22 protein-coding genes are annotated in these 21,673 nt (G+C 31.4%); 14 read left to right on the top strand and 8 right to left on the bottom strand.

Annotated features, from left to right (window positions below; all coding sequences use genetic code 11):
- The 10 genes from G4D72_RS03325 to G4D72_RS03370 all read left to right on the top strand — a co-directional run bounded on the left by G4D72_RS03325 (position 1) and on the right by G4D72_RS03370 (position 11,006).
- The gene (locus G4D72_RS03325; RefSeq protein ID WP_166076193.1) at positions 1 to 927 is read left to right on the top strand and encodes a GDP-L-fucose synthase family protein; all 927 of its coding nucleotides are present in this window, start codon (positions 1 to 3) and stop codon (positions 925 to 927) included.
- Positions 920 to 2,083: a DegT/DnrJ/EryC1/StrS family aminotransferase gene (locus G4D72_RS03330; RefSeq protein ID WP_166076194.1), complete on the top strand. Its 1,164-nt coding sequence runs from the start codon at positions 920 to 922 to the stop codon at positions 2,081 to 2,083. Before G4D72_RS03325 ends, G4D72_RS03330 begins: the two co-directional genes overlap by 8 nt.
- A complete protein-coding gene (locus tag G4D72_RS03335) occupies positions 2,083 to 3,102 on the top strand; it encodes an exostosin domain-containing protein (protein WP_166076195.1) in 1,020 nt (339 codons plus the stop codon). The genes G4D72_RS03330 and G4D72_RS03335 overlap by 1 nt, the downstream gene beginning before the upstream one ends.
- The gene (locus G4D72_RS03340) at positions 3,092 to 4,093 is read left to right on the top strand and encodes a glycosyltransferase family 2 protein (protein ID WP_166076196.1); all 1,002 of its coding nucleotides are present in this window, start codon (positions 3,092 to 3,094) and stop codon (positions 4,091 to 4,093) included. Before G4D72_RS03335 ends, G4D72_RS03340 begins: the two co-directional genes overlap by 11 nt.
- 21 nt (positions 4,094 to 4,114) lie before the next feature.
- Complete coding sequence (locus G4D72_RS03345) at positions 4,115 to 5,230, top strand: glycosyltransferase family 4 protein (RefSeq protein WP_166076197.1); 1,116 nt, start codon at positions 4,115 to 4,117, stop codon at positions 5,228 to 5,230.
- 2 nt (positions 5,231 to 5,232) lie between these two features.
- On the top strand, positions 5,233 to 6,294 hold the full coding sequence (locus G4D72_RS03350; RefSeq protein ID WP_166076198.1) for a glycosyltransferase: 1,062 nt from the start codon (positions 5,233 to 5,235) through the stop codon (positions 6,292 to 6,294).
- Complete coding sequence (locus tag G4D72_RS03355) at positions 6,295 to 7,656, top strand: O-antigen ligase family protein (protein WP_166076199.1); 1,362 nt, start codon at positions 6,295 to 6,297, stop codon at positions 7,654 to 7,656.
- The gene (locus tag G4D72_RS03360) at positions 7,631 to 8,635 is read left to right on the top strand and encodes a glycosyltransferase family 4 protein (RefSeq protein WP_166076200.1); all 1,005 of its coding nucleotides are present in this window, start codon (positions 7,631 to 7,633) and stop codon (positions 8,633 to 8,635) included. Before G4D72_RS03355 ends, G4D72_RS03360 begins: the two co-directional genes overlap by 26 nt.
- 62 nt (positions 8,636 to 8,697) lie before the next feature.
- Complete coding sequence (locus tag G4D72_RS03365; RefSeq protein WP_166076201.1) at positions 8,698 to 10,080, top strand: sugar transferase; 1,383 nt, start codon at positions 8,698 to 8,700, stop codon at positions 10,078 to 10,080.
- Positions 10,081 to 10,367: 287 nt separating this feature from the next.
- On the top strand, positions 10,368 to 11,006 hold the full coding sequence (locus tag G4D72_RS03370; protein WP_166076202.1) for a peptidoglycan-binding protein LysM: 639 nt from the start codon (positions 10,368 to 10,370) through the stop codon (positions 11,004 to 11,006).
- On the opposite strand, the gene G4D72_RS03375 is transcribed toward G4D72_RS03370, so the two are convergent.
- Genes G4D72_RS03375 through dnaA form a run of 3 tightly spaced genes read right to left on the bottom strand, consistent with a single transcriptional unit; the run spans position 11,003 to position 13,647 of the window.
- A complete protein-coding gene (locus tag G4D72_RS03375; RefSeq protein ID WP_166076203.1) occupies positions 11,003 to 11,740 on the bottom strand; it encodes an SAM-dependent methyltransferase in 738 nt (245 codons plus the stop codon). The two genes, G4D72_RS03370 and G4D72_RS03375, sit on opposite strands and share 4 nt — an antisense overlap.
- 18 nt (positions 11,741 to 11,758) lie before the next feature.
- The gene (locus G4D72_RS03380) at positions 11,759 to 12,214 is read right to left on the bottom strand and encodes a low molecular weight protein-tyrosine-phosphatase (protein ID WP_166076204.1); all 456 of its coding nucleotides are present in this window, start codon (positions 12,212 to 12,214) and stop codon (positions 11,759 to 11,761) included.
- Between the two features lie 2 nt (positions 12,215 to 12,216).
- Positions 12,217 to 13,647 carry a chromosomal replication initiator protein DnaA gene (gene dnaA / locus G4D72_RS03385; protein ID WP_166076206.1) on the bottom strand — a complete coding sequence of 477 codons (1,431 nt, stop codon included), beginning with the start codon at positions 13,645 to 13,647 and terminating at the stop codon, positions 12,217 to 12,219.
- A 227-nt stretch (positions 13,648 to 13,874) separates the two neighbouring features.
- On the opposite strand from dnaA, the gene G4D72_RS03390 reads away from it, so the two are divergent.
- Entirely contained in the window at positions 13,875 to 14,279 is a 405-nt protein-coding gene (locus G4D72_RS03390) for an acyl-CoA thioesterase (RefSeq protein WP_166076207.1), read from the top strand.
- A 16-nt stretch (positions 14,280 to 14,295) separates the two neighbouring features.
- On the opposite strand, the gene G4D72_RS03395 is transcribed toward G4D72_RS03390, so the two are convergent.
- Genes G4D72_RS03395 through ribD form a run of 3 tightly spaced genes read right to left on the bottom strand, consistent with a single transcriptional unit; the run spans position 14,296 to position 16,560 of the window.
- A complete protein-coding gene (locus tag G4D72_RS03395) occupies positions 14,296 to 14,919 on the bottom strand; it encodes an IMPACT family protein (RefSeq protein ID WP_166076208.1) in 624 nt (207 codons plus the stop codon).
- Positions 14,920 to 14,921: 2 nt separating this feature from the next.
- Positions 14,922 to 15,524, bottom strand: coding sequence for an HAD family hydrolase (locus G4D72_RS03400; RefSeq protein ID WP_166076209.1), 603 nt, complete (start codon positions 15,522 to 15,524; stop codon positions 14,922 to 14,924).
- Positions 15,517 to 16,560, bottom strand: coding sequence for a bifunctional diaminohydroxyphosphoribosylaminopyrimidine deaminase/5-amino-6-(5-phosphoribosylamino)uracil reductase RibD (gene ribD / locus G4D72_RS03405; RefSeq protein WP_166076210.1), 1,044 nt, complete (start codon positions 16,558 to 16,560; stop codon positions 15,517 to 15,519). Before ribD ends, G4D72_RS03400 begins: the two co-directional genes overlap by 8 nt.
- Positions 16,561 to 16,597: 37 nt before the next feature.
- Between ribD and G4D72_RS03410 the strand changes: the two genes are divergently transcribed.
- Together G4D72_RS03410 and prmC are read left to right on the top strand one after the other, a co-directional pair.
- Entirely contained in the window at positions 16,598 to 17,080 is a 483-nt protein-coding gene (locus G4D72_RS03410) for a GNAT family N-acetyltransferase (protein WP_166076211.1), read from the top strand.
- Positions 17,080 to 17,961, top strand: a complete 882-nt coding sequence (gene prmC, locus G4D72_RS03415; protein ID WP_166076212.1) for a peptide chain release factor N(5)-glutamine methyltransferase — start codon at positions 17,080 to 17,082, stop codon at positions 17,959 to 17,961. Before G4D72_RS03410 ends, prmC begins: the two co-directional genes overlap by 1 nt.
- Before the next feature lie 3 nt (positions 17,962 to 17,964).
- On the opposite strand, the gene G4D72_RS03420 is transcribed toward prmC, so the two are convergent.
- On the bottom strand, positions 17,965 to 18,654 hold the full coding sequence (locus tag G4D72_RS03420) for a DUF3667 domain-containing protein (protein WP_166076214.1): 690 nt from the start codon (positions 18,652 to 18,654) through the stop codon (positions 17,965 to 17,967).
- A 105-nt stretch (positions 18,655 to 18,759) separates the two neighbouring features.
- Positions 18,760 to 20,001: an ABC transporter permease gene (locus G4D72_RS03425; RefSeq protein ID WP_166076215.1), complete on the bottom strand. Its 1,242-nt coding sequence runs from the start codon at positions 19,999 to 20,001 to the stop codon at positions 18,760 to 18,762.
- 239 nt (positions 20,002 to 20,240) lie between these two features.
- Between G4D72_RS03425 and hisS the strand changes: the two genes are divergently transcribed.
- Entirely contained in the window at positions 20,241 to 21,611 is a 1,371-nt protein-coding gene (hisS, locus tag G4D72_RS03430) for a histidine--tRNA ligase (protein WP_166076217.1), read from the top strand.
- Positions 21,612 to 21,673: the final 62 nt, after the last annotated feature.

The raw sequence follows: 21,673 nt of genomic DNA on the forward strand, positions 1-21,673 counted from the left end.
ATGCGAATTCTTATTACAGGTGGAAACGGAATGGTTGGTAAGAATATTTTGGAGCACCCAAAAGCTGCCAATTATGAAATTTTTGCGCCCTCAAGTTCCGAATTAAACCTTCGAGATTTCGATTCTGTTGCCCATTATGTCGCACAAAATAAGCCTGATATTATCATTCATGCGGCTGGTTTAGTTGGTGGCATTCAGGCCAATATGGCGCGTCCAGTAGATTTTTTGGTTTACAATTTAGATATGGGAAGAAATATCATCCTGGCAGCTAAAGAAAATGGCGTGAAGTATTTCTTAAATATGGCAAGTTCTTGTATGTATCCGCGTGAAGCTCAAAATCCGTTACAAGAAGAATTGATTTTAAAAGGCGAACTAGAACCTACAAATGAAGGCTATGCTATTGCAAAAGTAGTAGCGACTCGTTTGTGTGAATATATCGTAAAAGAAAATCCAACCTTACAATATAAAACCGTTATTCCTTGTAATTTATATGGGAAATACGATAAATTTTCGCCAGAACATTCTCATATGGTTCCGGCGGTAATTAAAAAAATATATGAAGCCCAACAAAATAATGCTACAGAAATTGATATTTGGGGCGATGGTTTGGCAAGAAGAGAATTTATGTATACGGGCGATTTGGCCGATTTTGTATTTTATGCGCTAGATCATTTCGATACCCTACCACAAAACATAAATGTAGGATTAGGTTTCGATTATACTATTAATGAATATTATCAAGCTATTGCTGATGCTGTAGGTTTTACTGGAAAATTTGTTCATGATTTATCCAAACCAATAGGAATGAAACAAAAACTGATTGATGATAGCAAATTGAAACAATTCGGTTGGGCACCTCAAACTAGCTTACAAGAAGGAATAAAAAAGACATTAGACTATTTTAAAAAAGAAGTTTTACATGATTAAGTATCCGTTAGCCTCGTCAACTTGGGACGAAAAAGAAATAGAAGCCATCAATGGAGTAATTGCCAAAGACATGTACACCATGGGTGAAGGCGTGAAACAGTTTGAAGAAAATTTTGCCACTTATGTGAACTCTAAATACGCTGTAATGGTGAATTCTGGTTCTTCAGCAAATTTAATTGCTGTTGCCGCTATGTTTTTTACCAAAAACCCAAAGCTTAAAAGAGGCGATGAGGTAATTGTACCAGCGGTTTCTTGGTCTACCACCTATTATCCTTTGGCGCAATATGGTTTAAAATTGAAATTTGTAGATGTAGATTTACACACGTTAAATTTCGATTTAGAGCAATTGAAGAACGCGGTTTCTGAGCAAACAAAAATGATTTTAGCAGTAAATTTGTTAGGAAATCCTAATGATTTTGATGCGATTAACGCAATCATTGGAGATAAAGACATTATCTTAATGGAAGATAATTGCGAATCTATGGGCGCTGAATTTAAAGGTAAACAAGCCGGAACTTTTGGTTTAGTAGGAACATTTTCTACTTTTTATTCGCACCACATGGCCACTATGGAAGGTGGTTTAATTGTTACTGATGATGAAGAAATGTATCATGTAATGATTTGTTTACGTGCTCATGGTTGGACACGCCATTTGCCAAAAGAAAATCATGTTTCTAATAAAAGTGATAATGCTTTTGAAGAATCATTCCGATTTATTTTACCAGGTTATAATGTGCGACCAGTTGAAATGAGTGGTGTAATTGGTGTAGAACAATTAAAAAAGTTGCCTTCATTTTTAGATTACCGAAGAAAGAATGCCGAATTATTTGTCTCTTTATTTGAAAATCATAAAGATTTTTACATTCAAAAAGATATCGATACTAGTAGCTGGTTCGGATTTAGTTTTATTATCAAACCAGAATCTACTTTAGATAGAGCAGAAATTGTTAAGAAATTAGAAGCGAATCATATCGATTGCCGCCCTATTGTTACTGGCGATTTTACTAAAAATGAAGTGTTAAAACATTTCGATTACGAAATTTTTGGAGAAATGAAAAACGCACAGTATTTAGATAAAAAAGGATTCTTTGTTGGAAATCATCAAGTAGATTTAACTCAAGAAATTCACCATTTATTTGAGGTATTAACGTTTTAATGATTAAAATTTATACAGATACTAATTACTTAAAGCCAGAATTTCGTAAAATTATATTTCCACTTTTATTGGATGTTCATTTTACGAAATCTGCCTTAGCATTAGACCATTTTCTACTTGTTGAAACAATAGAAACATGCGATGTAGTTATTTTACCAGTAGCTGTAAATTATTATTATAAAAGCAAAAAAAAAGCAGCATTACATCAGTTTATTGATTCTGCTTTAGCCAAAAACAAAAAAGTTTGGGTGTATACGGCTGGCGATTATGGTATCACATTCCGAAAAGATGTGACCGTTTTTAGATTAGGTGGCTTTGCATCCAAATTAACCAAAAATGAAGCCATTTTGCCTTCTTTTGTTACGGATGTTTATACCACCCTCTTTTCCCATCAATGGGAGCCAGTTGCTAAAAGTATTACACCGCAAATTGGTTTTGTGGGTCAGGCTAACAAAAGCATTTTTAAACTGATTAAAGAGTTTGTTTTGCATATTAAACTGAGTTTTTTAAAACTTTTTAATGTTAGTTTAGGAGATTCACAATCTTTTTATCCCTCAAGTTTTAAAAGATATCAAATTCTTAAAAAGTTACAAGATTCAGATCAGATTTCTACTAACTTTATTTTGAGAAAATTATACCGAGCTGGCGTAAAAACGGAAGATGAAAAACAGCATACAACTTTCGAGTTTTTTAAAAATATAGAAACTAATTTATATACCGTTTGCATTCGTGGGGCTGGAAATTTTTCAGTACGTTTGTATGAAACATTAATGATGGGAAGAATTCCAATAATTATTAATTCTGATATGAAATTGCCCTTAGAAGAATACATAAATTGGAAAAATCATGTTGTTTTTACAGATGCCAAAAATCTAGTAAATGATATCGTAACGTTTCATAACACTCATTCTGAAGAAAGGTTACTTTTCATTCAGCAAGAAAACAGAAAACTAATGCTAGGGATGTTTCAAAGAGTAAATTATTTCAAAGCATTTTATACCTTTAAAAATGAATTTTAGTTTAATAATTTGTACTTATAATCGACGAAAGGCCATAGAAAACCTCATGAATTCTATTGCTAATCAAACGGTATATCCGAATCAAATTATTATTGTGGATGGGTCGTTAACTGAGGACACTAAGTTGTATTTTGAAACTACCAATTTTAAAAATTTAGAGTACTTTTTGATAGATCAAACGGTAAGAGGTTTAACCAAACAAAGGAATTTCGGTATTTCAAAAGTGAATGCCACTTCAGAAATTGTTTGTTTTTTAGATGATGATACTATTTTAGAACCTACTTATTTTGCTGAAATTTGTGCTGCTTACGAAATACATCCTGACGCATATGGTGTTGGTGGTTTTATTACCAACGAAGTGAGCTGGGAAAAAAATCTACCAGATTATACCCAAAAGGTAGATGAATTTAGTTTTGATGGTTATCATAGAATCGAAGACAAAAGATTTAGATTAAGAAAAATGTTAGGTTTAGATTCTGATGTGTTACCCGGATATTCGCCAATGTTTTCTCACGGACGAAGTGTAAGTTTTTTACCTCCTTCAAATAAGATATATAAAGTAGAGCAGGTGATGGGTGGAGTTTCTTCCTTTAAAAGAGAAGTTTTAGCGAAACATCAATTTTCTACCTATTTTGAAGGTTATGGCTTATACGAAGATGCAGAATTTTCAATACGAGTCTCTAAATTCGGACAATTATATATCAATACCAGAGCAAAATTAGCACATCATCACGATGCTTCTGGTCGCCCGAACCAATATTGTTATGGTAGAATGGTTGTGATTAACGGTTGGTACGTTTGGAGAACAAAAAATCCTTCACCTAAATTTATACACCAACTTAAGTGGCATAGTATTTCAATTTTGTTAGTTTTAATACGATTGACAAATGTTGTCACAACCTCTAAAAGAAAAGAAGCTTTCACCGAGAGTTTAGGTCGTATCACCGGCTGGTTATCAATTGTTATCAACCGACCTAAAGTTATTCATTAATTTTACTTATTAAAAGATATAATGAATTTCGTAGTCATAACCCATGTACCACACATTAAACAAGGTTCTAATTATTATGGATATGCACCTTATGTTCGAGAAATGAACATTTGGTTAAAATATGTAGATCAAGTAACTGTTGTAGCCCCAATTGAAAATTCGAAATTAGATACTCTTGATTTAAATTATCAACATGAAAATTTGACTTTTAAAGCCGTTCCTAGTTTTGATACCACTACTTTTTTTAATTCGATAGTCACACTTTTAAAATTGCCTTATATTTTATGGCGCATTTTTGTGGCTATGAAAGATGCAGATCATATTCATTTACGTTGTCCAGGTAATATGGGCTTGTTGGGTTGTTTGGTTCAAATTTTCTTTCCGAATACACCAAAAACTGCTAAATATGCCGGAAATTGGGATCCAAATGCCAAGCAACCTTTGTCCTATAAAATTCAAAAATGGATTTTAAATCACACCTTTTTAACCCAAAATATGCAAGTTTTGGTTTATGGTGAATGGGAAAATTCTTCAAAAAATATAAAACCTTTTTTTACAGCTACTTACTCTGATAGTAAAAAGGAAATTATACAGCCAAGAAGTTTGCATCAGACAATTCATTTTGTTTTTATAGGCACTTTGTCCGTTGGAAAACGACCTTTGTATGCGATTCAACTAGTAGAAAATTTAAAAAAAATAGGAGTAGATGTCCAATTAAGTATTTTTGGAAATGGTATTTTGTATTCAGAATTAGAGCGTTATATTGCTTCTAATCATCTTGAGGCCTTTGTTTTTCTGAAAGGTAATAGAGATAAAGATGAAGTTGAAATGGCTTTAAAAGAAAGTCATTTTTTAATTTTACCTTCAAAATCTGAGGGTTGGCCAAAAGTAGTTGCAGAAGCTATGTTTTGGTCCTGTTTACCATTAACAACTCCTGTTTCTTGTGTCAATTACATGATTGGAAATGAAAAAAGAGGGCGCTTGTTAAATTTGAATCTGGAGGAAGATGTACAATTGGTTTGCGAATTAATTGAAAATGAGGCTTTATATATGAAAATGTGTATTGAAGCACGAAATTGGTCTCAACAATTTACTACAGAATATTTTGAAAATGAAATTGTAAAATTAGTACGATAACTATGAGAATTGTTCAATTGATAGATAGTTTAGATACTGGTGGAGCAGAACGAATGGCGGTTACTTATGCTAATGCACTTTCTAACAAAATTGCATTTTCTGGAATTGTAGCCACTCGAAAAGAAGGTTTGTTGTTGGATAAAATAAAAAATAAAGCCAACTATTTGTTCCTCAATAAAAAAGGAGTGTTTGATATTGCTGCGATTTTTTCATTTAGAAAATATTGTGTGCAACATAATATTGGTTTTATTCATGCGCATTCTTCTTCCTTTTTTTTAGCCGTTTTAGTAAAATTAACGTTGCCTAGAATCAAAATCATTTGGCATGATCATTATGGGAACAGTGAATTTCTTCAAGAAAGAAAATTTTTTGTATTGAAAATATGTTCTCTGTTTTTTGATAGCATAGTGGTTGTAAATCAATTACTTTTAGAATGGAATCTTAAAAAAATGTTTTGTAAAAAGGTGAGTTATTTGCGAAATTTCCCTGAAATAGAAACCGTAAATGGTACTACAAAATTGAATGGTGAAGCAGGAAAAAGAATCGTATGTTTAGCAAATGTTCGACCGCAGAAAAATTTAGAAATGTTGGTTGAAGTTGCCAATCAACTATCAAAATTGCATCCAGAATGGACGTTTCATATAGTTGGAAAAAAATTTCATGATTCTTACTTAGAAAAAATTACACTTTTAATAGCCAGCTATCAATTAGAAAATCGAGTGTTTTTATATGGTTCTAAAAATGATGTTTCAAATGTTTTAAAACAAAGTTCTATTGGTATTTTAACTTCCAGTTCGGAGGGACTTCCTGTTTCTTTGTTAGAATATGGTTTGTCTAAATTACCCGTTATTGCTACAAATGTTGGAGAAATTAGAGAAGTTATTATTCCTTATAAAACAGGATTTTTAATTGAAAGTAACGATACATTATCTTTTGTAAACAAATTAACTTATCTGATAGAAAATCCTCAAATTTGTGCTAATTTTGCGAATGAATTATATGTTCATATTCAAAAAAATTATTCAAAAGATGCCATCATTAACCACTATTTAAAACTCTTATAATTGAATTTTTTTAAAATAAATAAACTTAATTATCTCTTAATTCATTTGCTTTTAGGAGTCATTATTCATTTTTTTAATTCTTTTGTTTTTATTTATTATGCAGTTTTCTTAGTGCTAGGAACTTATTGGGTAGTTAAAAATAATGATAAAGATTTTCAAGTTCTTACTTTATTGCTTTATATTGTTATTTTGGAAGTCTTGTTTAGAATGAAATCTTCCGGTTCGATGTATGATATAGGTAAATATTCTATAATCTATTTTTGTATTCTTGGATTTAGTTTTAAAAGAATTAGTTTAAAAGCTTGGCCCTACTTTTTTATTCTTATCTTATTTATACCCGGAATTATCTTAACTGTAAACACCTTTTTTTTTGAAATAGATGTTAGGAAAAAAATCATGTTTAATTTGTTAGGTCCTTTTTCATTAATTTTTGCCTCTCTTTATACCTACAACAAAACCTTAACTTTAAATCGTTTGAATGAGTTGTTATTCGTTATGGGAGGTCCTTTGATTAGTATTCTTTCTGCTGTAATAATTTATACTCCTTCAAATACTAAAGAGGTTTTTGAAAATACTTCTTCCAATTTTGCTACTTCTGGTGGTTTTGGTCCTAATCAAATATCTGTTATTTTGGGATTAGGTGCTTTTTTGTTTTTTATCCAGTTTTTTTTTAATAGAAAAGAGAAGCTTTTTTCCTATGTTTCTTTATTCTTATTCTTTTTGTTCGCTTATCGCGGATTAATAACTTTTTCTAGAGGAGGCGTTTTAACTTCTCTTGCTATGATTCTTGTTTTTTGTTATGTGGTTTATAACCTTTTGAACAAACCGGCAAGGTCTAAATTTTTAGGTGTTTTTTCAGTATTATTTGTTTTATCTGTAGTTGCTTGGTTATTTACTTCTTATCAAACGGGTGGAATGATTGATAAAAGATACAACAATCAGGATGCTGCTGGAAGATTTAAAACGTCGCGACTTTCAGGTAGAGAAGATATTATGGAAACGGATTTGAAATTTTTTTATGAAAATCCGGTTTTTGGTGTTGGCCCAGGAATTAGTGGAATTTTACGTGAAGATGAAGGTATTTATGGGGCACAAGCACATAGTGAACCTACACGACTTTTAGCTGAACACGGCTCACTTGGTTTAATCATTTTGATATTATTAGTCTTTGTACCCATTTTAAAATACTTTAGATATAGGTTGTTTCATCATATTTATTTTTTTCCATTTTTAATTTTTTGGGGATTAACCATTAATCATGCCGCTACCCGAATTGTGGCACCTGGTGTACTATATGCTTTAACTTTATTAAATGTTTATATTAAAAACGAAGAAGATGAAGATTCTGTATCTGGGCAATAAACTATCGCAACATGGTGTTAATTTAACCACTATTGAAACGTTAGGTACTAATTTGACACAAGCTGGTTTTCATGTTGTTTCGTATTCTTCCATAAAAAATAGTTTCATAAGAATGTTGCATATGTTTTACGGGATTTTAAAACATAAAAATGCTAGTTACATTCTCATAGATACTTACAGTACATCGGCTTTTTGGTTTGCTTTTTTTTGTAGTCAACTCGCAAGAGTTTTAAAAATTAGCTACATTCCAATTCTACATGGAGGAAATTTACCACAAAGATTACTTTCTCATCCTAAATTTTGTAAGTTGATCTTTAAAAATGCTTATAAAAATGTTTCGCCTTCAACCTATTTAAAACATCATTTTGATGCTTTCGGAGTAACTAATGTAATTTGCATCCCAAATAGTGTAAATTTAATGGATTATCACTATTTAGAAAGATCAAATTTTAGTCCGAAATTATTGTGGGTTCGCGCTTTTTCAACCATTTATAATCCTAAAATGGCGATTGATGTTTTGAATCTTCTACAAAAAAAATTTCCAGAGGCTACATTAACAATGGTTGGTCCGGATAAAGACGGAAGTTTACTTGAAACCAAAAACTATGCAGCCACACTAAATTTAACGGTAAACTTTACTGGGAAATTATCAAAATCTGAATGGACAGCTTTAGCTCAAGCACACGATTTTTTTATCAATACAACGCATTTTGATAACACGCCGGTTAGTGTAATTGAAGCCATGGCTTTGGGTTTGCCTGTTTTTTCAACCAATGTTGGCGGAATTCCTTTTTTAATTTCGCACCAAAAAAATGGGTTTTTAGTTCCTGATTCTGACGCTAATGAAATGGCTAAACAAATTGAAAATAGTATTTTGTTTCCCGTAAAAACAATGGAAGTGGTACACAATGCTAAAACTTTTGTAGGATTATTTGATTGGAAAGTTGTGAAAAATGAATGGATGGATATATTAAGATAGTTTCGTAAAATATATTTGTTTTTCTCTATTTAATTAGTACATTTAATTTCCAAATTGAAGCAATGCCTAAACCTTATAAAAAACATTTCGAAATTTCTGAACGTAAAGTACTTTTGCGTTTCTTTGATGTGTTTTTTGTTGTAGGCTTCCTGTTTTTAACTCATGTTGGTACAGATTTAAAATATTTTTCTGAATTATCTCTTTCTTATTATTGGATTGCTGTACTAGCTGTATATATTAACTTATTAGGAACTGTTTTCGAAATGTATAATTTAGTAATTGTTAGTTTTGCTAACAAAATTACTAAAGGCTTGTTGTTAACTTCTTTTTTTACCACGCTATTTTTCATTTTTACACCAATTATAACGCCTTCTTTTCCAAAAAAAAGAATAGAATTGTTTTTACTTTTTCTAATTATTTTAACTGCTTTAACCTTTTGGAGATTAATTTATATTTATTTGTTAGCTTCAAGAAGATTTTACAAACCCATTGTTTTAGTTTGTAGAAGTAAAGATTTTCTGAAATTATCAAGAGAATTAATTATTAACGATCCTCACATTCGAATTGTAAAATATATTGATGTCGATTATAATAATCAAATTAGTGATTCACAACTATCTCAGCTAAGTCTGAATGAAATTGATGGTTTTTTAGCTGAAAATTTTGTTTCGGAAATTGTTATTGCCAACGATTCTAAAAATACATCCATAGAAATTTATAATAAACTTTTAGAAATAGCGGAAAACGGTATTCCCATTACTCAATATGAAGATGTTTATGAAGAGTTAACGAACCGAATTCCCCTTCATTTGAAAGACAAATCGTTATACAAATTCTTTCCTTTTTCCAAAAAACAAAATCGCCTCTATTTGATTTTAGTGCGTATTATTGATGTTTTGGTTTCTTTACTCGGACTTACGGTATTGCTTTTCATTTCACCTTTGATTTGGTTTTTTAATTTAGTTTGGAATAAAGGTCCATTTTTGTTCCACCAAGAGCGTATTGGGAGAAAAGAAGTGCCCTTTCAAATTTACAAATTGCGAACAATGATTGTAAATGCCGAGCAAAATGGTGCTGTATTTGCGACTGCTAATGATAGTAGAATTACACCTTTTGGTAAGTTATTACGAAAAACAAGGATTGATGAATTTCCTCAATTTATTAATGTGCTAAAAGGGGAGATGTCAATTATTGGTCCCCGTCCGGAAAGAAAAGTTTTTGTAGATCAGATAGCTAATGAAATTCCTCTTTATCATACCCGACATATTGTAAAACCTGGATTAACGGGTTGGGCACAAATTAACTATCCGTATGGTGAAACTTTAGATGATAGTTTAATGAAGTTGGAATACGATTTGTATTATATAAAGCATAGAACTATTTTTCTAGATATTAACATTGCCGTAAAAACTTTTGGCACTATTTTGTACATGAAAGGACAATAAGTTTCTTTTTTCGTCTCTCTTTTTATCGATTTTTGAGTGTTTTTCAACTGATATTTAAAAATAATTATCAACATTTTTATTTTTATAAAGAGTTGTTAGTCAATGCTATTGTGCTTGTTTCTACTTGTTTTGTTCTTCTTAATAAAATGTTAACAACTTGGTTTTCAGAAAAATAATAAAAAATTGATGTATCTTTGCACCGTTAATTCAATTGGAGTTGTCTGATTTATGTCAATCAAACACGTTGTTAAAAATTCTTTTTTTACCCAATTGAGAAATAAATTTACATGAGAAAAGACATTTTTTATTTTGGAGTAGCCATTGCATTTATTGCCGTAATTAGTTCAGGTTTTAGTGCATTGAAAGAAGATTCAGTAGATGGGTTTCATTTAGAAGAAACAGAAGTTTATGATTATCGAGTTCCTTCAAAAGACGAATCTGAAAAATTAAGTTTTACCATTCCTTATACCGGAAAAACTTTAATCGGATTCAAGCAAGCATTAGCAGTAAAAGAATCTGCAGGGATTTATGATTTAGTTAATGCTTACGGTTACATGGGTAAATACCAATTCGGAAGAAGCACATTGAGAAATGTAGGTGTTTACGATTTTAAAAATTTCCTTAAAAATCCAGCTTTACAAGAAGAAGCTATTGAAGCATTACTTAGCATCAATAAATGGGAATTAAGAAAAGAAATTAGAAATTACTCTGGACGCGTAATAAACGGTATCAAAATTACAGAATCAGGTTTATTAGCTGCAGCACATTTAGCAGGAGCAAGTTCAGTAAAAACGTATTTGCGAAGTAATGGTAAAAACGGTTTTAAAGATGGTTTTGGAACTTCTTTGAAGTCGTACATTAAAAGATTTAATGGTTACGATACTTCAACTATTTATCCCAACAGATTCGCAAAAGTTACTCTTTAATTTTTTTGAATTACAAAAATACAAGGTCGGTTGTGTAAATCGACCTTTTGTTTTTTCCAGTCGTTAACCGTTTTGGTTTTAATAAATTCTGTTGGTAATGTGATGTCACAAGCGACACATAAATTTGTTTGTGGATGGAGTGTTCCTAAGATATCTTCTAAAAATTTATTGTTTCTATAAGGGGTTTCCATGAAAATTTGTGCCTGATTTTTCTCTTGCGACCATTTTTCTAAATTTCGCAAGGCACTTTTCTTTTCGTTTTTATCAATTGGCAAATAACCAGTAAAAGCAAAACTTTGTCCGTTCATACCGCTAGCCATTAAAGCTAATAATATAGAACTCGGTCCAACTAAAGGTACTACTTTAATTCCTTTTTCATGCGCAAGTTTTACAATTACCGCACCAGGATCTGCAACTCCAGGACATCCAGCTTCGCTCATTAACCCTACATTAATTCCGTTTAACAAGGGCTTTATCATTTCGTAATGCTCACTAACTTCGGTATGCTTGTTTAATTCAAAAAGTGTTAAAGTTGCTTGAATTTTCTCAGGTGCTATGCTTTTTATAAACTTTCGGGCTGTTTTACCATGCTCCACTATATAATGGTCTATTGCATCCACACAATTTTTTACTTGAGCAGGAATTACGTCAAATGGATTTATTGTAATTTCTCCAGGATTAGATAAAGTACAAGGAATTAAATATAATGTTCCTAGTTTTGCGGATGTGCTCATTGTTGTGTTGTATAAATTTTATGCTTTTATTTTAGCTGCAATTGCTTCACAAACTTCGTCTAATAATTTGTAAACGTGTTCAAAACCATCCATTTCACCATAATAGGGATCTGGAACTTCTAAATTTTTATTAGGATGTAATTCGTTTAAAATTACTTTTACTTTTTGTTTGGCTTCTTCATTTGGTGCTATTGCCATTACATTTTTGTAGTTAGACGTATCCATTACATAAATATAATCGAAAGTTTCGAAATCTGATGTAGTGATTTGCCGGCATTTTTGTTGACTAATGTCTACGCCAAATTTTTTTGCCACTGCTATGGAACGTTTGTCTGGAGCTGAACCCACATGATAATTAGCCGTTCCGGCACTATCTACAATATAATTATTAGGAAGTTTTGCTTTTAAAATACCTTCTGCTAATGGAGAGCGACAAATGTTGCCTAAACAAACCATTAAAACTTTCACAGACATGTTTAAATGCTTAGCTTTTTGTTGATGTCTTCTACAAACTTTTTGAATTGTTTGTCTGTAGCTACTAAGTTGTCTACCGTTTTTACAGCATGTAAAACCGTAGCATGATCTCTATCGCCAATTTGCGAGCCAATATTAGCTAAAGATGCTTTCGTAAATTTCTTAGAAAAATACATGGCCAATTGACGTGCTTGTACTATATGACGCTTTCTTGTTTTCGATTTTAATGTTTCTGTATCCAATTGAAAATAGTCTGAAACTACTTTTTGAATGTAATCGATAGAAATTTCGCGTTTGATATTTTTTACAAACTTTTCTACAACTTGTTTGGCTAATTCTAAGTTTACTTCACGTTTGTTGAAAGAAGATTGTGCAATTAATGAAATAATAGCCCCTTCTAATTCTCTAACATTTGATTTTATGTGTTTGGCTACGTATTCTAAGATTTCTTCTGGCATTTCTACACCATCTCTGTACAAAATATTTCTTAAGATGGAAATTCTTGTTTCGTAATCTGGTTGGTGTAATTCTGCTGATAATCCCCATTTGAAACGAGATAACAAACGCTGTTCAATATCTTGCATGTCAACAGGAGCTTTGTCAGAAGTTAAGATTACTTGCTTGCCGTTTTGATGTAAGTAGTTGAAAATGTGAAAAAATACATCTTGTGTTCCTGCTTTTCCAGATAAAAATTGTACGTCATCAATAATTAATACGTCAATTAGTTGATAGAAGTGAATGAAATCATTTCTCGTGTTTTTCTTTACGGATTCGATGTATTGTTGTGTGAAAATTTCAGCAGAAATATACAAGACTGTTTTTTCTGGAAATTTATCTTTTATTTCTACTCCAATTGCGTGCGCCAAATGTGTTTTACCTAATCCCACCCCACCGAAAATTAATAACGGGTTAAAAGATGTACCACCTGGCTTATTGGCAACAGCCATACCAGCACTTCTTGACAATCTGTTAGAATCACCTTCTAAGAAATTATCAAAACTATAATTAGCATTTAATTGAGATTCAATTTTTACATTTCGGATACCAGGAATGATAAACGGATTTTTTAATTCCGGATTTTTGTTAACAACTGGTACGTCTATTTCTTGCGTTTTAACTGAACTACGTTGCGTACTAGGAATTTGCTCTGTAAATGGAAGTTTATTCCCATATGTGTTTTCCATTTTAATTTTATACACTAGCTTTGCCTGGTTTCCAAGTTCTTTAGTTAATGCTGTTTTTAAAATGATTACATAATGCTCTTCAAGCCACTCGTAAAAAAACTTACTAGGCACTTGAATGTGTAAAGCATTGTCTTCTGTTAGGTTAATTGCCACAATCGGTTCAAACCAAGTTTTGTAGGCTTGTTCCTGAATGTTGTCCTTTATAAAGGACAGACAATTATTCCAAACAGATTTTGCTGCTTTAGTCATAGTTTATTGTTTTTTTATAGTTTTTGTAGTCTAATTCAGAATAAAAAACTTAGCAATAATTATGTTGATAAGTCTTTCATAATAGGAAGGCAAATATGTGAACAATTTTCTGTAAAAAAAAACAATTTGCTATTGTAATTTAAAAAATATTGTTGTAAACAAAATTAAGACTTGTTTAATATTTTCTTAACATTAAATTTAACGATTTATAAATAAAAAAAAATGGTATGAAAGAGCATGAATTTACGGTACGGGTTCGGTACGCAGAAACCGATCAAATGGGCGTGGTGTATCACGGAAATTACGCGCAATACTTCGAAATGGGTAGGGTTGAGTGGTTAAGAAATCTTGGAGTTTCTTACAAATGGATGGAAGAAAATGGCGTAATGCTTCCGGTAGTTTCCTTACAAATGGACTATAAAAAACCTGCACGATATGACGATTTATTACGCGTAAAAACGATCTTAAAAAGTCAGACTTCTGTGAAGATAGAATTTGATTATGAAATATATAATGAGGAAAATCACTTGTTAACAACTGGTTATTCCATGTTGGTTTTTGTCGATATGAAATCGGGCAGACCGATGCTTCCTCCTTCTTATGTTTCAGAAAAAATTGAACAGGTTTTGTAGGTTTATTTTTTTAGAATTATTCCTCGATTTCCGAAATTTCAATTTCAAATAAATTAGAAAAAATGTCAACTATTTGTTTGGCATTTTTTTTTCTTGTGGCAATTTCAATTTCACAATTCCATTCCATTTTCTGATTTACAATGTCGAGATTTTTTTCTTTTATTACTCGCATCACTTTATTCATACTTTTATAATCAAAAGTAATTTTGAAATGTTTGTCAATTGTTTTTTCAATAATGTTGGCTTCTTCTAAAGTGAGTTGTGCAGTAGTTTTATATGCAGCAATTAATCCTCCAACTCCTAATTTTATACCGCCAAAATAGCGAACTACAACCACTAAGATATTTGTAACTTCAAAAGATTGAATTTGTCCGTAAATAGGCATGCCTGCAGAATTATTGGGTTCGCCATCGTCATTAGCTCTGAATTTAAAAGTTTCCGTGCCAATTTGATAGGCATAACACCAATGGCGTGCCGAAAAATGTTCCTTTTTTAAGTTTTCAATGTGAGTTTTTACTTCATTTTCTGAAGTAATCGGAAAGGCGTACCCTATAAATTTGCTGTTTTTTTCTTTAAATAAAATATTCTCAACAGCATTTTCAATCGTATGATACGTGTCTTTTATTTCTAAATCTTGCAATTTTACAGTATTTTTTTGTCAAATAAATTGGTGACATCGTCTTTACCCACAATAATTTGCCAAGTATTAATGCCTAATTGCTTCGCCGCTTCAATATTCTCTAAAGTATCGTCAACAAAAAGCGTTTTGTTGGGTTTTAAATTGTTTTGTTGCAAGATTAAATTAAAAATGGCGGTTTCTGGTTTTCTGACTTTCGTTTCGTAAGAAAAATAAATTTTTTTAAAGTGCGCATAAAATTCTCTCGCAAAAGTTAATCCCACTCTGTGTTCAAATTTGTCAATATGCGTTGGATTTGTATTGCTTAACAAAAAGATATCGTATTGGTTTTGAAGTTTTTCTAAAAACTCTAATCTTTCCAGAGGAAAATCTCCAATTACAGCATTCCAAGCGTTTCTAATTTCTGATAATTCAGCCGTTGGAATTTCTTTCTGAATAGCTTCTAAAAATTGAAGTTCGTCTAGTTTTCCAGTTTCAAATAAAAGCGCATTTGTTTTTAAATCTGCTGTCCATTCTTTTAATCCTAATTTTTCGAATGCAGCAATACTAGCTTGATGATTCAAGTTTAAAAACACATCTCCTAAATCAAAAATAATGGCTTCAATCATAATTAATGAATATTTTTAATTGGTTATTTTTGATTTTAATTTCGTGAATGGGTTTCCAATTAAAATCAGGTTTTTTTATGCCTTTTAAGCTGTTGTTTTCTGAAATAAAAACACGAGCTTCGTCCCAAAAATTATTATTTATAAATTGTTGTAACGTAAATGTTCCCCCTTCGATAAGTACAGATTGAATGTTCTTTTTATACAAATCTGTTAAAATATTCGGAATGACTAAACTATCAAATGAAATGCATTCATACATACAATTTTCCGAATTTACATAATTTTCTTCTTCTGTAAAAATTAATGTAGGATTTTTTTTGTTCTTTATCTGAAATTCTGATGAGATTTTATTTGTTTTATCTAAAATAATTCGAGCTGGATTATTTCCGTACCAATCTCTGGCATCTAAACTCGGATTGTCTTTTAAAACAGTTGTTGTACCCACTAAAATTCCTTGTTCATCCGTACGATATTTATGTACCAGTTGTCTAGAATATTGGTTTGATATGTTAGTGGATTTTTTGGATGTATTTTCTAAAGGGGCAATAAAGCCGTCTGCTGTTTCTGCCCATTTCAAAATGATATAAGGTCTTTTTTTGTTATGAAATGTAAAAAATCGTTTGTTGATATCTAAACATTCTTTTTCTAAAACGTTTAAAATTACTTCACAACCCGCATTGGTTAATTTTTCGATACCTTTTCCGGCCACTTCAGAATAACTATCGATGCAACCAATAACGACTTTCGGAATTTTATGTTCGATAATTAAATTGGCACATGGTGGTGTTTTTCCAAAATGACTGCACGGTTCTAAATTCACATAAATGGTACTTTCCGAAAGTAATGCTTTATTTTTTACTGCGTTTATTGCATTTACTTCCGCATGTGGTTCGCCCGCTTTTTTGTGCCAACCTTCACCAATTATTTTTCCGTTGTGTACAATCACACTTCCTACTAACGGATTAGGATAAGTTGTGCCCAAACCATTTTTTGCCAGCTGCAAACAGCGTTTCATGTAAATTTCATGTTCAATCATCTTACAAATTTAGTACTTTTACATTTTATATTTACACATGAACTATACAATACGAAAAATTGAACCAAAAGATAACTTAAAAATCGCTACTGTTATCCGAACTATTTTTGAAGAATTAGACGCGCCAAAAGTCGGAACCGCTTATGCAGATCCGCATTTAGATACTTTGTCTGAAGTTTACCAAGCAGGAAATGAAATTTATTTTGTAGTAGAAGAAGCTGGAATTATCCTTGGTGGTTGTGGCATTGGACAGTTGATTGATGCCGAATTTAAAATTTGCGAACTACAAAAAATGTATTTAGCAAAAGAAGCAAGAGGAAAAGGAATTGCTCAAGAATTAATGCAAAACTGTTTAGAATTTGCCAAACAAGCGGGTTACGATAAATGTTATATTGAAACATTACCTTTTATGAAGGATGCTCAAAAATTGTATGTTAAATCAGGATTTACTTATATAGATGGACCTATGGGTTCAACGGGACATAATGCTTGTGACGTATTTATGATTAAAGATTTGTAATGAAAATTAAAAGCTTAAAAACGTATTTTTTCTCTGAATTACAAACCATTCAGGAAGCCACAGAAATAGAAAGTTTCTTTTTTATTTTGACGGAATATATCCATAATTTAAAACGAATTGACATATCATTAAACCCCGATTTTGAAGTTTCAGAAACAGATTTAGAAAAATGGAACACCATAATTTCAGAACTAAAAACCGAAAAACCCATTCAATATATTACAGGTGAAGCTTGGTTTTATGGGTATCGATTTGAAGTTAACGAAAATACTTTAATTCCGAGACCAGAAACAGAAGAATTGGTAGCATGGATTATAGAAAGTCAAAAGTCAAAAACTGAAAATTTAACAATCCAACAATCTAACCATTTAAGTATTCTAGATATTGGAACCGGTTCAGGTTGTATTCCGATTTCACTTAAAAAGGAAATTCCGAATGCTAGGGTTTCAGCGATTGATGTTTCTGAAAAAGCTTTAGAAACGGCGAGTAAAAACGCGGTTGCTAATGAAGTTGAAGTCCATTTTATCCTTCAAAATATTTTAGAGATTGATGATTTGAAACAATTTTCCACTCCATTCGATATTATCGTTTCCAATCCGCCTTATGTTCGAAATTTAGAAAAACAAGAAATCAAAAAGAATGTTTTGGATTATGAGCCGCATTTGGCATTGTTTGTAGAAGATACTGATGCTTTGTTGTTTTATAGAAAAATTGCACAATTGGCTTTAACAAGTTTAGCTCCAAATGGTAAATTGTTTTTTGAAATCAATCAATATTTAGGTCAAGAAACGCTTCAATTATTAGAAAATTTAGGTTTCAGTAATATCGAATTGCGTAAAGATTTTGTTGGAAATGATAGAATGATTTGTTGCCAGATTTAAAGGCTAAATGATCGATTTGTATCCGTTTAGTAGGAGTTGAAAAAGGTTTTCAGATTTTGTATAAAACCATATTTTTTCCCCAAAAAGGAGATAGCCTGAAATTAAGTAATCCAACAAAAAAACTATATTTACAATTATAAACAATTTTAAATAGTCGTGCCATTTGTTTGAACTGAAAACTAGTTTTAAATGCCAAAAGATTATCCCTAGGCAAATTAAATAAAAGAGTTTATCAATGACGATTTTGTAGTTGATTAAAGCAAAGAAAATTGGAGTTGCTAGGATTTCAATGCAAAAGATGAAGCCATTTAAAAAAAGCCAAAACACAATAATTTTGGCCAAATTGCTTTTGTTTCTGAATGCTAACCAAGTAATTAGTACTTCTAAAGGAATGAGATAAATAGACTTAAATTTGGTGGTTTCTATCAAAAGTCTACCCATTTCATCACCATAATTGAATAAATAATCTTGAAAATCAAAAATTCTAATTTTTAAGAAGATATATATAGTTGTAGCAATTAGAAAAAAGGTAACAGGACTAAAATATTTTTTTCTTTGACCAGAAAAATATCCGAAATAAACTTCTTTTGGCGTAAAAAATAAACTTTTTAATAGATTTAAAATTCCTTTATCCGTGTGAGTAATGCCGTGCCAAAATTCGTGTATAACTTCATGTAAAGTTAAGTTTCCCACTGAATTTTTTTGTCCACAATTGGGGCAATAATTGCTGTTAAAATTTATTTCACAATTTTTACAATGAATCATAACATTTAAAAAGATTTATATCTAAATCAGCTTTTATTCGTAACGTAACGCTTCTACTGGGTCTAATTTTGAAGCTTTGATAGCTGGATACAGACCAGAAATAATGGTTACAATAAATGTTGTTGCAAATGCAATTACTATGGCTGCCCAAGGCGTTACGAATTCAAAACCAGCAAGTGAAGCAATTAAAGAACCTAACAATAAGCCTAAAATGATTCCGATTATTCCGCCAATTTGACTGATTAAAAATGTTTCTGTAAAAAATTGCCAAGCTATTGTTCCTCTTTTAGCACCAAGAGCTTTACGGATACCAATTTCTCGAGTTCTTTCTGAAACAGAAACCAACATGATATTCATTAAAGCAATTGTAGATCCAAAAATGGTAATCGCACCAATAGCCACAGCTGCAATATTAATTACTGCAATGTTTTCGCCAAGTTTCTGAATTAAATCGTCGCTGCGTTTGATTCCAAAATTATCTTTCTCAACAGGATTTAGTTTTCTCACTCTACGCATGGTTAAAGTTGCGTTGTCTACACCGTCATTTAGCAGTTGTTTGTTGTTGATTTTTATATCAATTTCATAGTTAATGTTGGCTTGTGAAAAAATAGAACGCGCAATTTGAATTGGAATAATCACTCGTAAATCTTGATTGTTTCCAAAAGTAGCTCCTTTTTCTTTCAATAAACCTATAACTTTAAATTTTGCACCTCGTATTGAAATTGTTTTATCTATCGGACTCACACCTTCAAATAAACCTTCTTTAAAATTGGCACCTACCACACAGGTGTAGTTGTTGTTGTCTATGTCAAAAGAATTAAAATTTCTTCCCGTTTCTAGTTCAAAACCATTATTAGGAATAAAATTTTCATCGGCACCTAAAATAGTAATTTCGGGATCAGTTTTTTTGTTATCAAACTTTACTTCCGCATTGGCAGAAGCTGTAAAAGATAGCGAAGTGGATGTTAAAGGAAATTCAAATTTGTCTTTGAAACTTTTAGCTTGCGGATAACTAATGATTGGATTGACTTTTTGTTCTCCATCATTTCGATTAATTTGTTCAGAATAATCGTATTGACTTATCGAAAAGGTATTCGCTCCCATAGAAGCAAAATTTCCGAATAAATTATTTTCTAACGCTTTGGTTAAGGTTAAAATTCCTACCAAAAAAGTAATTCCTATAACAATAATAAATACTGTTAAAAACGTACGTAAAGCCTGACTTCTAATAGAGTCGATAGCAATTTTTGTATTTTCTTTAAATAATCCAACCATGACTATATGACTATGTTTTGTTTAAAATGTTACAGGTTTTTTTTAAAAAGAGCCAAGGAAAAAGTAAAAAGGAAAAAGTTTTGGTTGTCAATTTAATTTAGAATTGTTTTTTGTTCACACTTTTTACTTGTTTCTTTCAACTTTTTCCTTGGCTCTTTTTCCAATTGTCATATAAAAGTAAGATATTTGCACCTCAATAATTGATAATTGGCAAATTGCCACATTGACGTATTACTATTATGGCTCAAAAACCAAGTATTCCTAAAGGAACTCGCGATTTTTCATCTACAGAAGTAGCAAAAAGAAACTACATATTTTCTATCATTAAATCTAATTTTGAACAGTTTGGTTTTCAACCTATTGAAACACCTTCTTTTGAAAATTCCGATACTTTAATGGGGAAATATGGCGAAGAAGGAGATCGTTTGATTTTTAAGATATTGAATTCTGGAGATTATTTAAAAGATGTGCCTACAGAAATTTTAGAAAATAAACAAGAAAAAGCAATTACGCCTAAAATCTCAGAAAAAGCTTTGCGTTACGACTTAACCGTTCCATTCGCTCGATATGTAGTGCAACACCAAAACGAATTAGAATTTCCATTTAAACGCTACCAAATTCAACCTGTTTGGAGAGCGGACAGACCACAAAAAGGTCGTTTTAGAGAGTTTTTTCAATGTGATGCCGATGTGGTGGGAAGTCATTCGCTTTGGCAAGAAGTGGAATTTGTACAATTGTACGATACGATTTTTACTGCTTTAGGTTTAAAAGGTGTCAACATAAAAATTAACAACCGTAAAATATTATCTGGAATTGCGGAAGTTATTGGTGCTTCTGACAAATTAATTGATTTTACCGTTGCTTTAGATAAATTAGATAAAATTGGTGAAGACGGTGTGAAAAAAGAAATGCTTGAAAAAGGAATTTCTGAATCAGCAATAGAAAAAGTACAACCGCTTTTCAATTTTACAGGAACAATTAATGAGAAAATTGAAAAATTAGCTACACTTTTAGCAGCTTCAACTGAAGGTTTAAAGGGAGTAGCAGAATTGAAATTCATTTGTGATGCGATTGACGAATTAGGTTTGCAAACCGCCAATTTAGATTTAGATGTCACGTTAGCACGTGGATTGAATTATTATACTGGTGCGATTTATGAAGTAGGTGCGCCAAAAGGTGTAGCGATGGGTTCAATTGGAGGCGGTGGTCGTTATGACGATTTGACTGGAATCTTCGGATTGAAAAACATGAGTGGTGTGGGGATTTCTTTCGGTTTAGATCGCATTTATTTGGTTTTGGAAGAATTAGGATTATTTCCTGAAACAGTAGCAACCACATCAAAAGCAGTATTCATCAATTTCGGAGAAGCAGAAACGTTATTTTCTTTAAAAGCCATTTCGCATTTAAGACAAAACGGAATTAAAGTAGAAATGTATCCCGATGCCGCAAAAATGGGAAAACAATTTCAATTTGCTGAGAAAAAAGGTATTCCATTTGCGGTTTTAGTAGGTGAAGAAGAAATCAAACAAAACCAGTATAAAGTCAAAGATTTAGTTTCTGGAGAACAACAAACCGTTTCTATAGCGGAATTAATAGAAAAATTAAAGTAAATAGCCACACAGATTTTACAGATTGAATCTCGATTTTTCAATTTGTATCAATCTTTTAAAAA

Source organism: Flavobacterium difficile, assembly GCF_011392115.1.
GTDB classification, from domain to species: Bacteria; Bacteroidota; Bacteroidia; order Flavobacteriales; family Flavobacteriaceae; genus Flavobacterium; species Flavobacterium difficile.

Bases quoted from the DNA above. Each gene is read 5' to 3' on its own strand.
- dnaA (WP_166076206.1), bottom strand. From the start codon at position 13,647: ATGACTAAAGCAGCAAAATCTGTTTGGAATAATTGTCTGTCCTTTATA.
- G4D72_RS03360 (WP_166076200.1), top strand. From the start codon at position 7,631: ATGAAGATTCTGTATCTGGGCAATAAACTATCGCAACATGGTGTTAAT.
- prmC (WP_166076212.1), top strand. From the start codon at position 17,080: ATGAAAATTAAAAGCTTAAAAACGTATTTTTTCTCTGAATTACAAACC.
- G4D72_RS03340 (WP_166076196.1), top strand. From the start codon at position 3,092: ATGAATTTTAGTTTAATAATTTGTACTTATAATCGACGAAAGGCCATA.
- G4D72_RS03375 (WP_166076203.1), bottom strand. From the start codon at position 11,740: ATGAGCACATCCGCAAAACTAGGAACATTATATTTAATTCCTTGTACT.
- G4D72_RS03325 (WP_166076193.1), top strand. From the start codon at position 1: ATGCGAATTCTTATTACAGGTGGAAACGGAATGGTTGGTAAGAATATT.
- G4D72_RS03335 (WP_166076195.1), top strand. From the start codon at position 2,083: ATGATTAAAATTTATACAGATACTAATTACTTAAAGCCAGAATTTCGT.
- G4D72_RS03370 (WP_166076202.1), top strand. From the start codon at position 10,368: ATGAGAAAAGACATTTTTTATTTTGGAGTAGCCATTGCATTTATTGCC.
- G4D72_RS03365 (WP_166076201.1), top strand. From the start codon at position 8,698: ATGCCTAAACCTTATAAAAAACATTTCGAAATTTCTGAACGTAAAGTA.
- hisS (WP_166076217.1), top strand. From the start codon at position 20,241: ATGGCTCAAAAACCAAGTATTCCTAAAGGAACTCGCGATTTTTCATCT.
- ribD (WP_166076210.1), bottom strand. From the start codon at position 16,560: ATGATTGAACATGAAATTTACATGAAACGCTGTTTGCAGCTGGCAAAA.
- G4D72_RS03425 (WP_166076215.1), bottom strand. From the start codon at position 20,001: ATGGTTGGATTATTTAAAGAAAATACAAAAATTGCTATCGACTCTATT.
- G4D72_RS03400 (WP_166076209.1), bottom strand. From the start codon at position 15,524: ATGATTGAAGCCATTATTTTTGATTTAGGAGATGTGTTTTTAAACTTG.
- G4D72_RS03330 (WP_166076194.1), top strand. From the start codon at position 920: ATGATTAAGTATCCGTTAGCCTCGTCAACTTGGGACGAAAAAGAAATA.
- G4D72_RS03410 (WP_166076211.1), top strand. From the start codon at position 16,598: ATGAACTATACAATACGAAAAATTGAACCAAAAGATAACTTAAAAATC.
- G4D72_RS03390 (WP_166076207.1), top strand. From the start codon at position 13,875: ATGAAAGAGCATGAATTTACGGTACGGGTTCGGTACGCAGAAACCGAT.
- G4D72_RS03350 (WP_166076198.1), top strand. From the start codon at position 5,233: ATGAGAATTGTTCAATTGATAGATAGTTTAGATACTGGTGGAGCAGAA.
- G4D72_RS03380 (WP_166076204.1), bottom strand. From the start codon at position 12,214: ATGTCTGTGAAAGTTTTAATGGTTTGTTTAGGCAACATTTGTCGCTCT.
- G4D72_RS03345 (WP_166076197.1), top strand. From the start codon at position 4,115: ATGAATTTCGTAGTCATAACCCATGTACCACACATTAAACAAGGTTCT.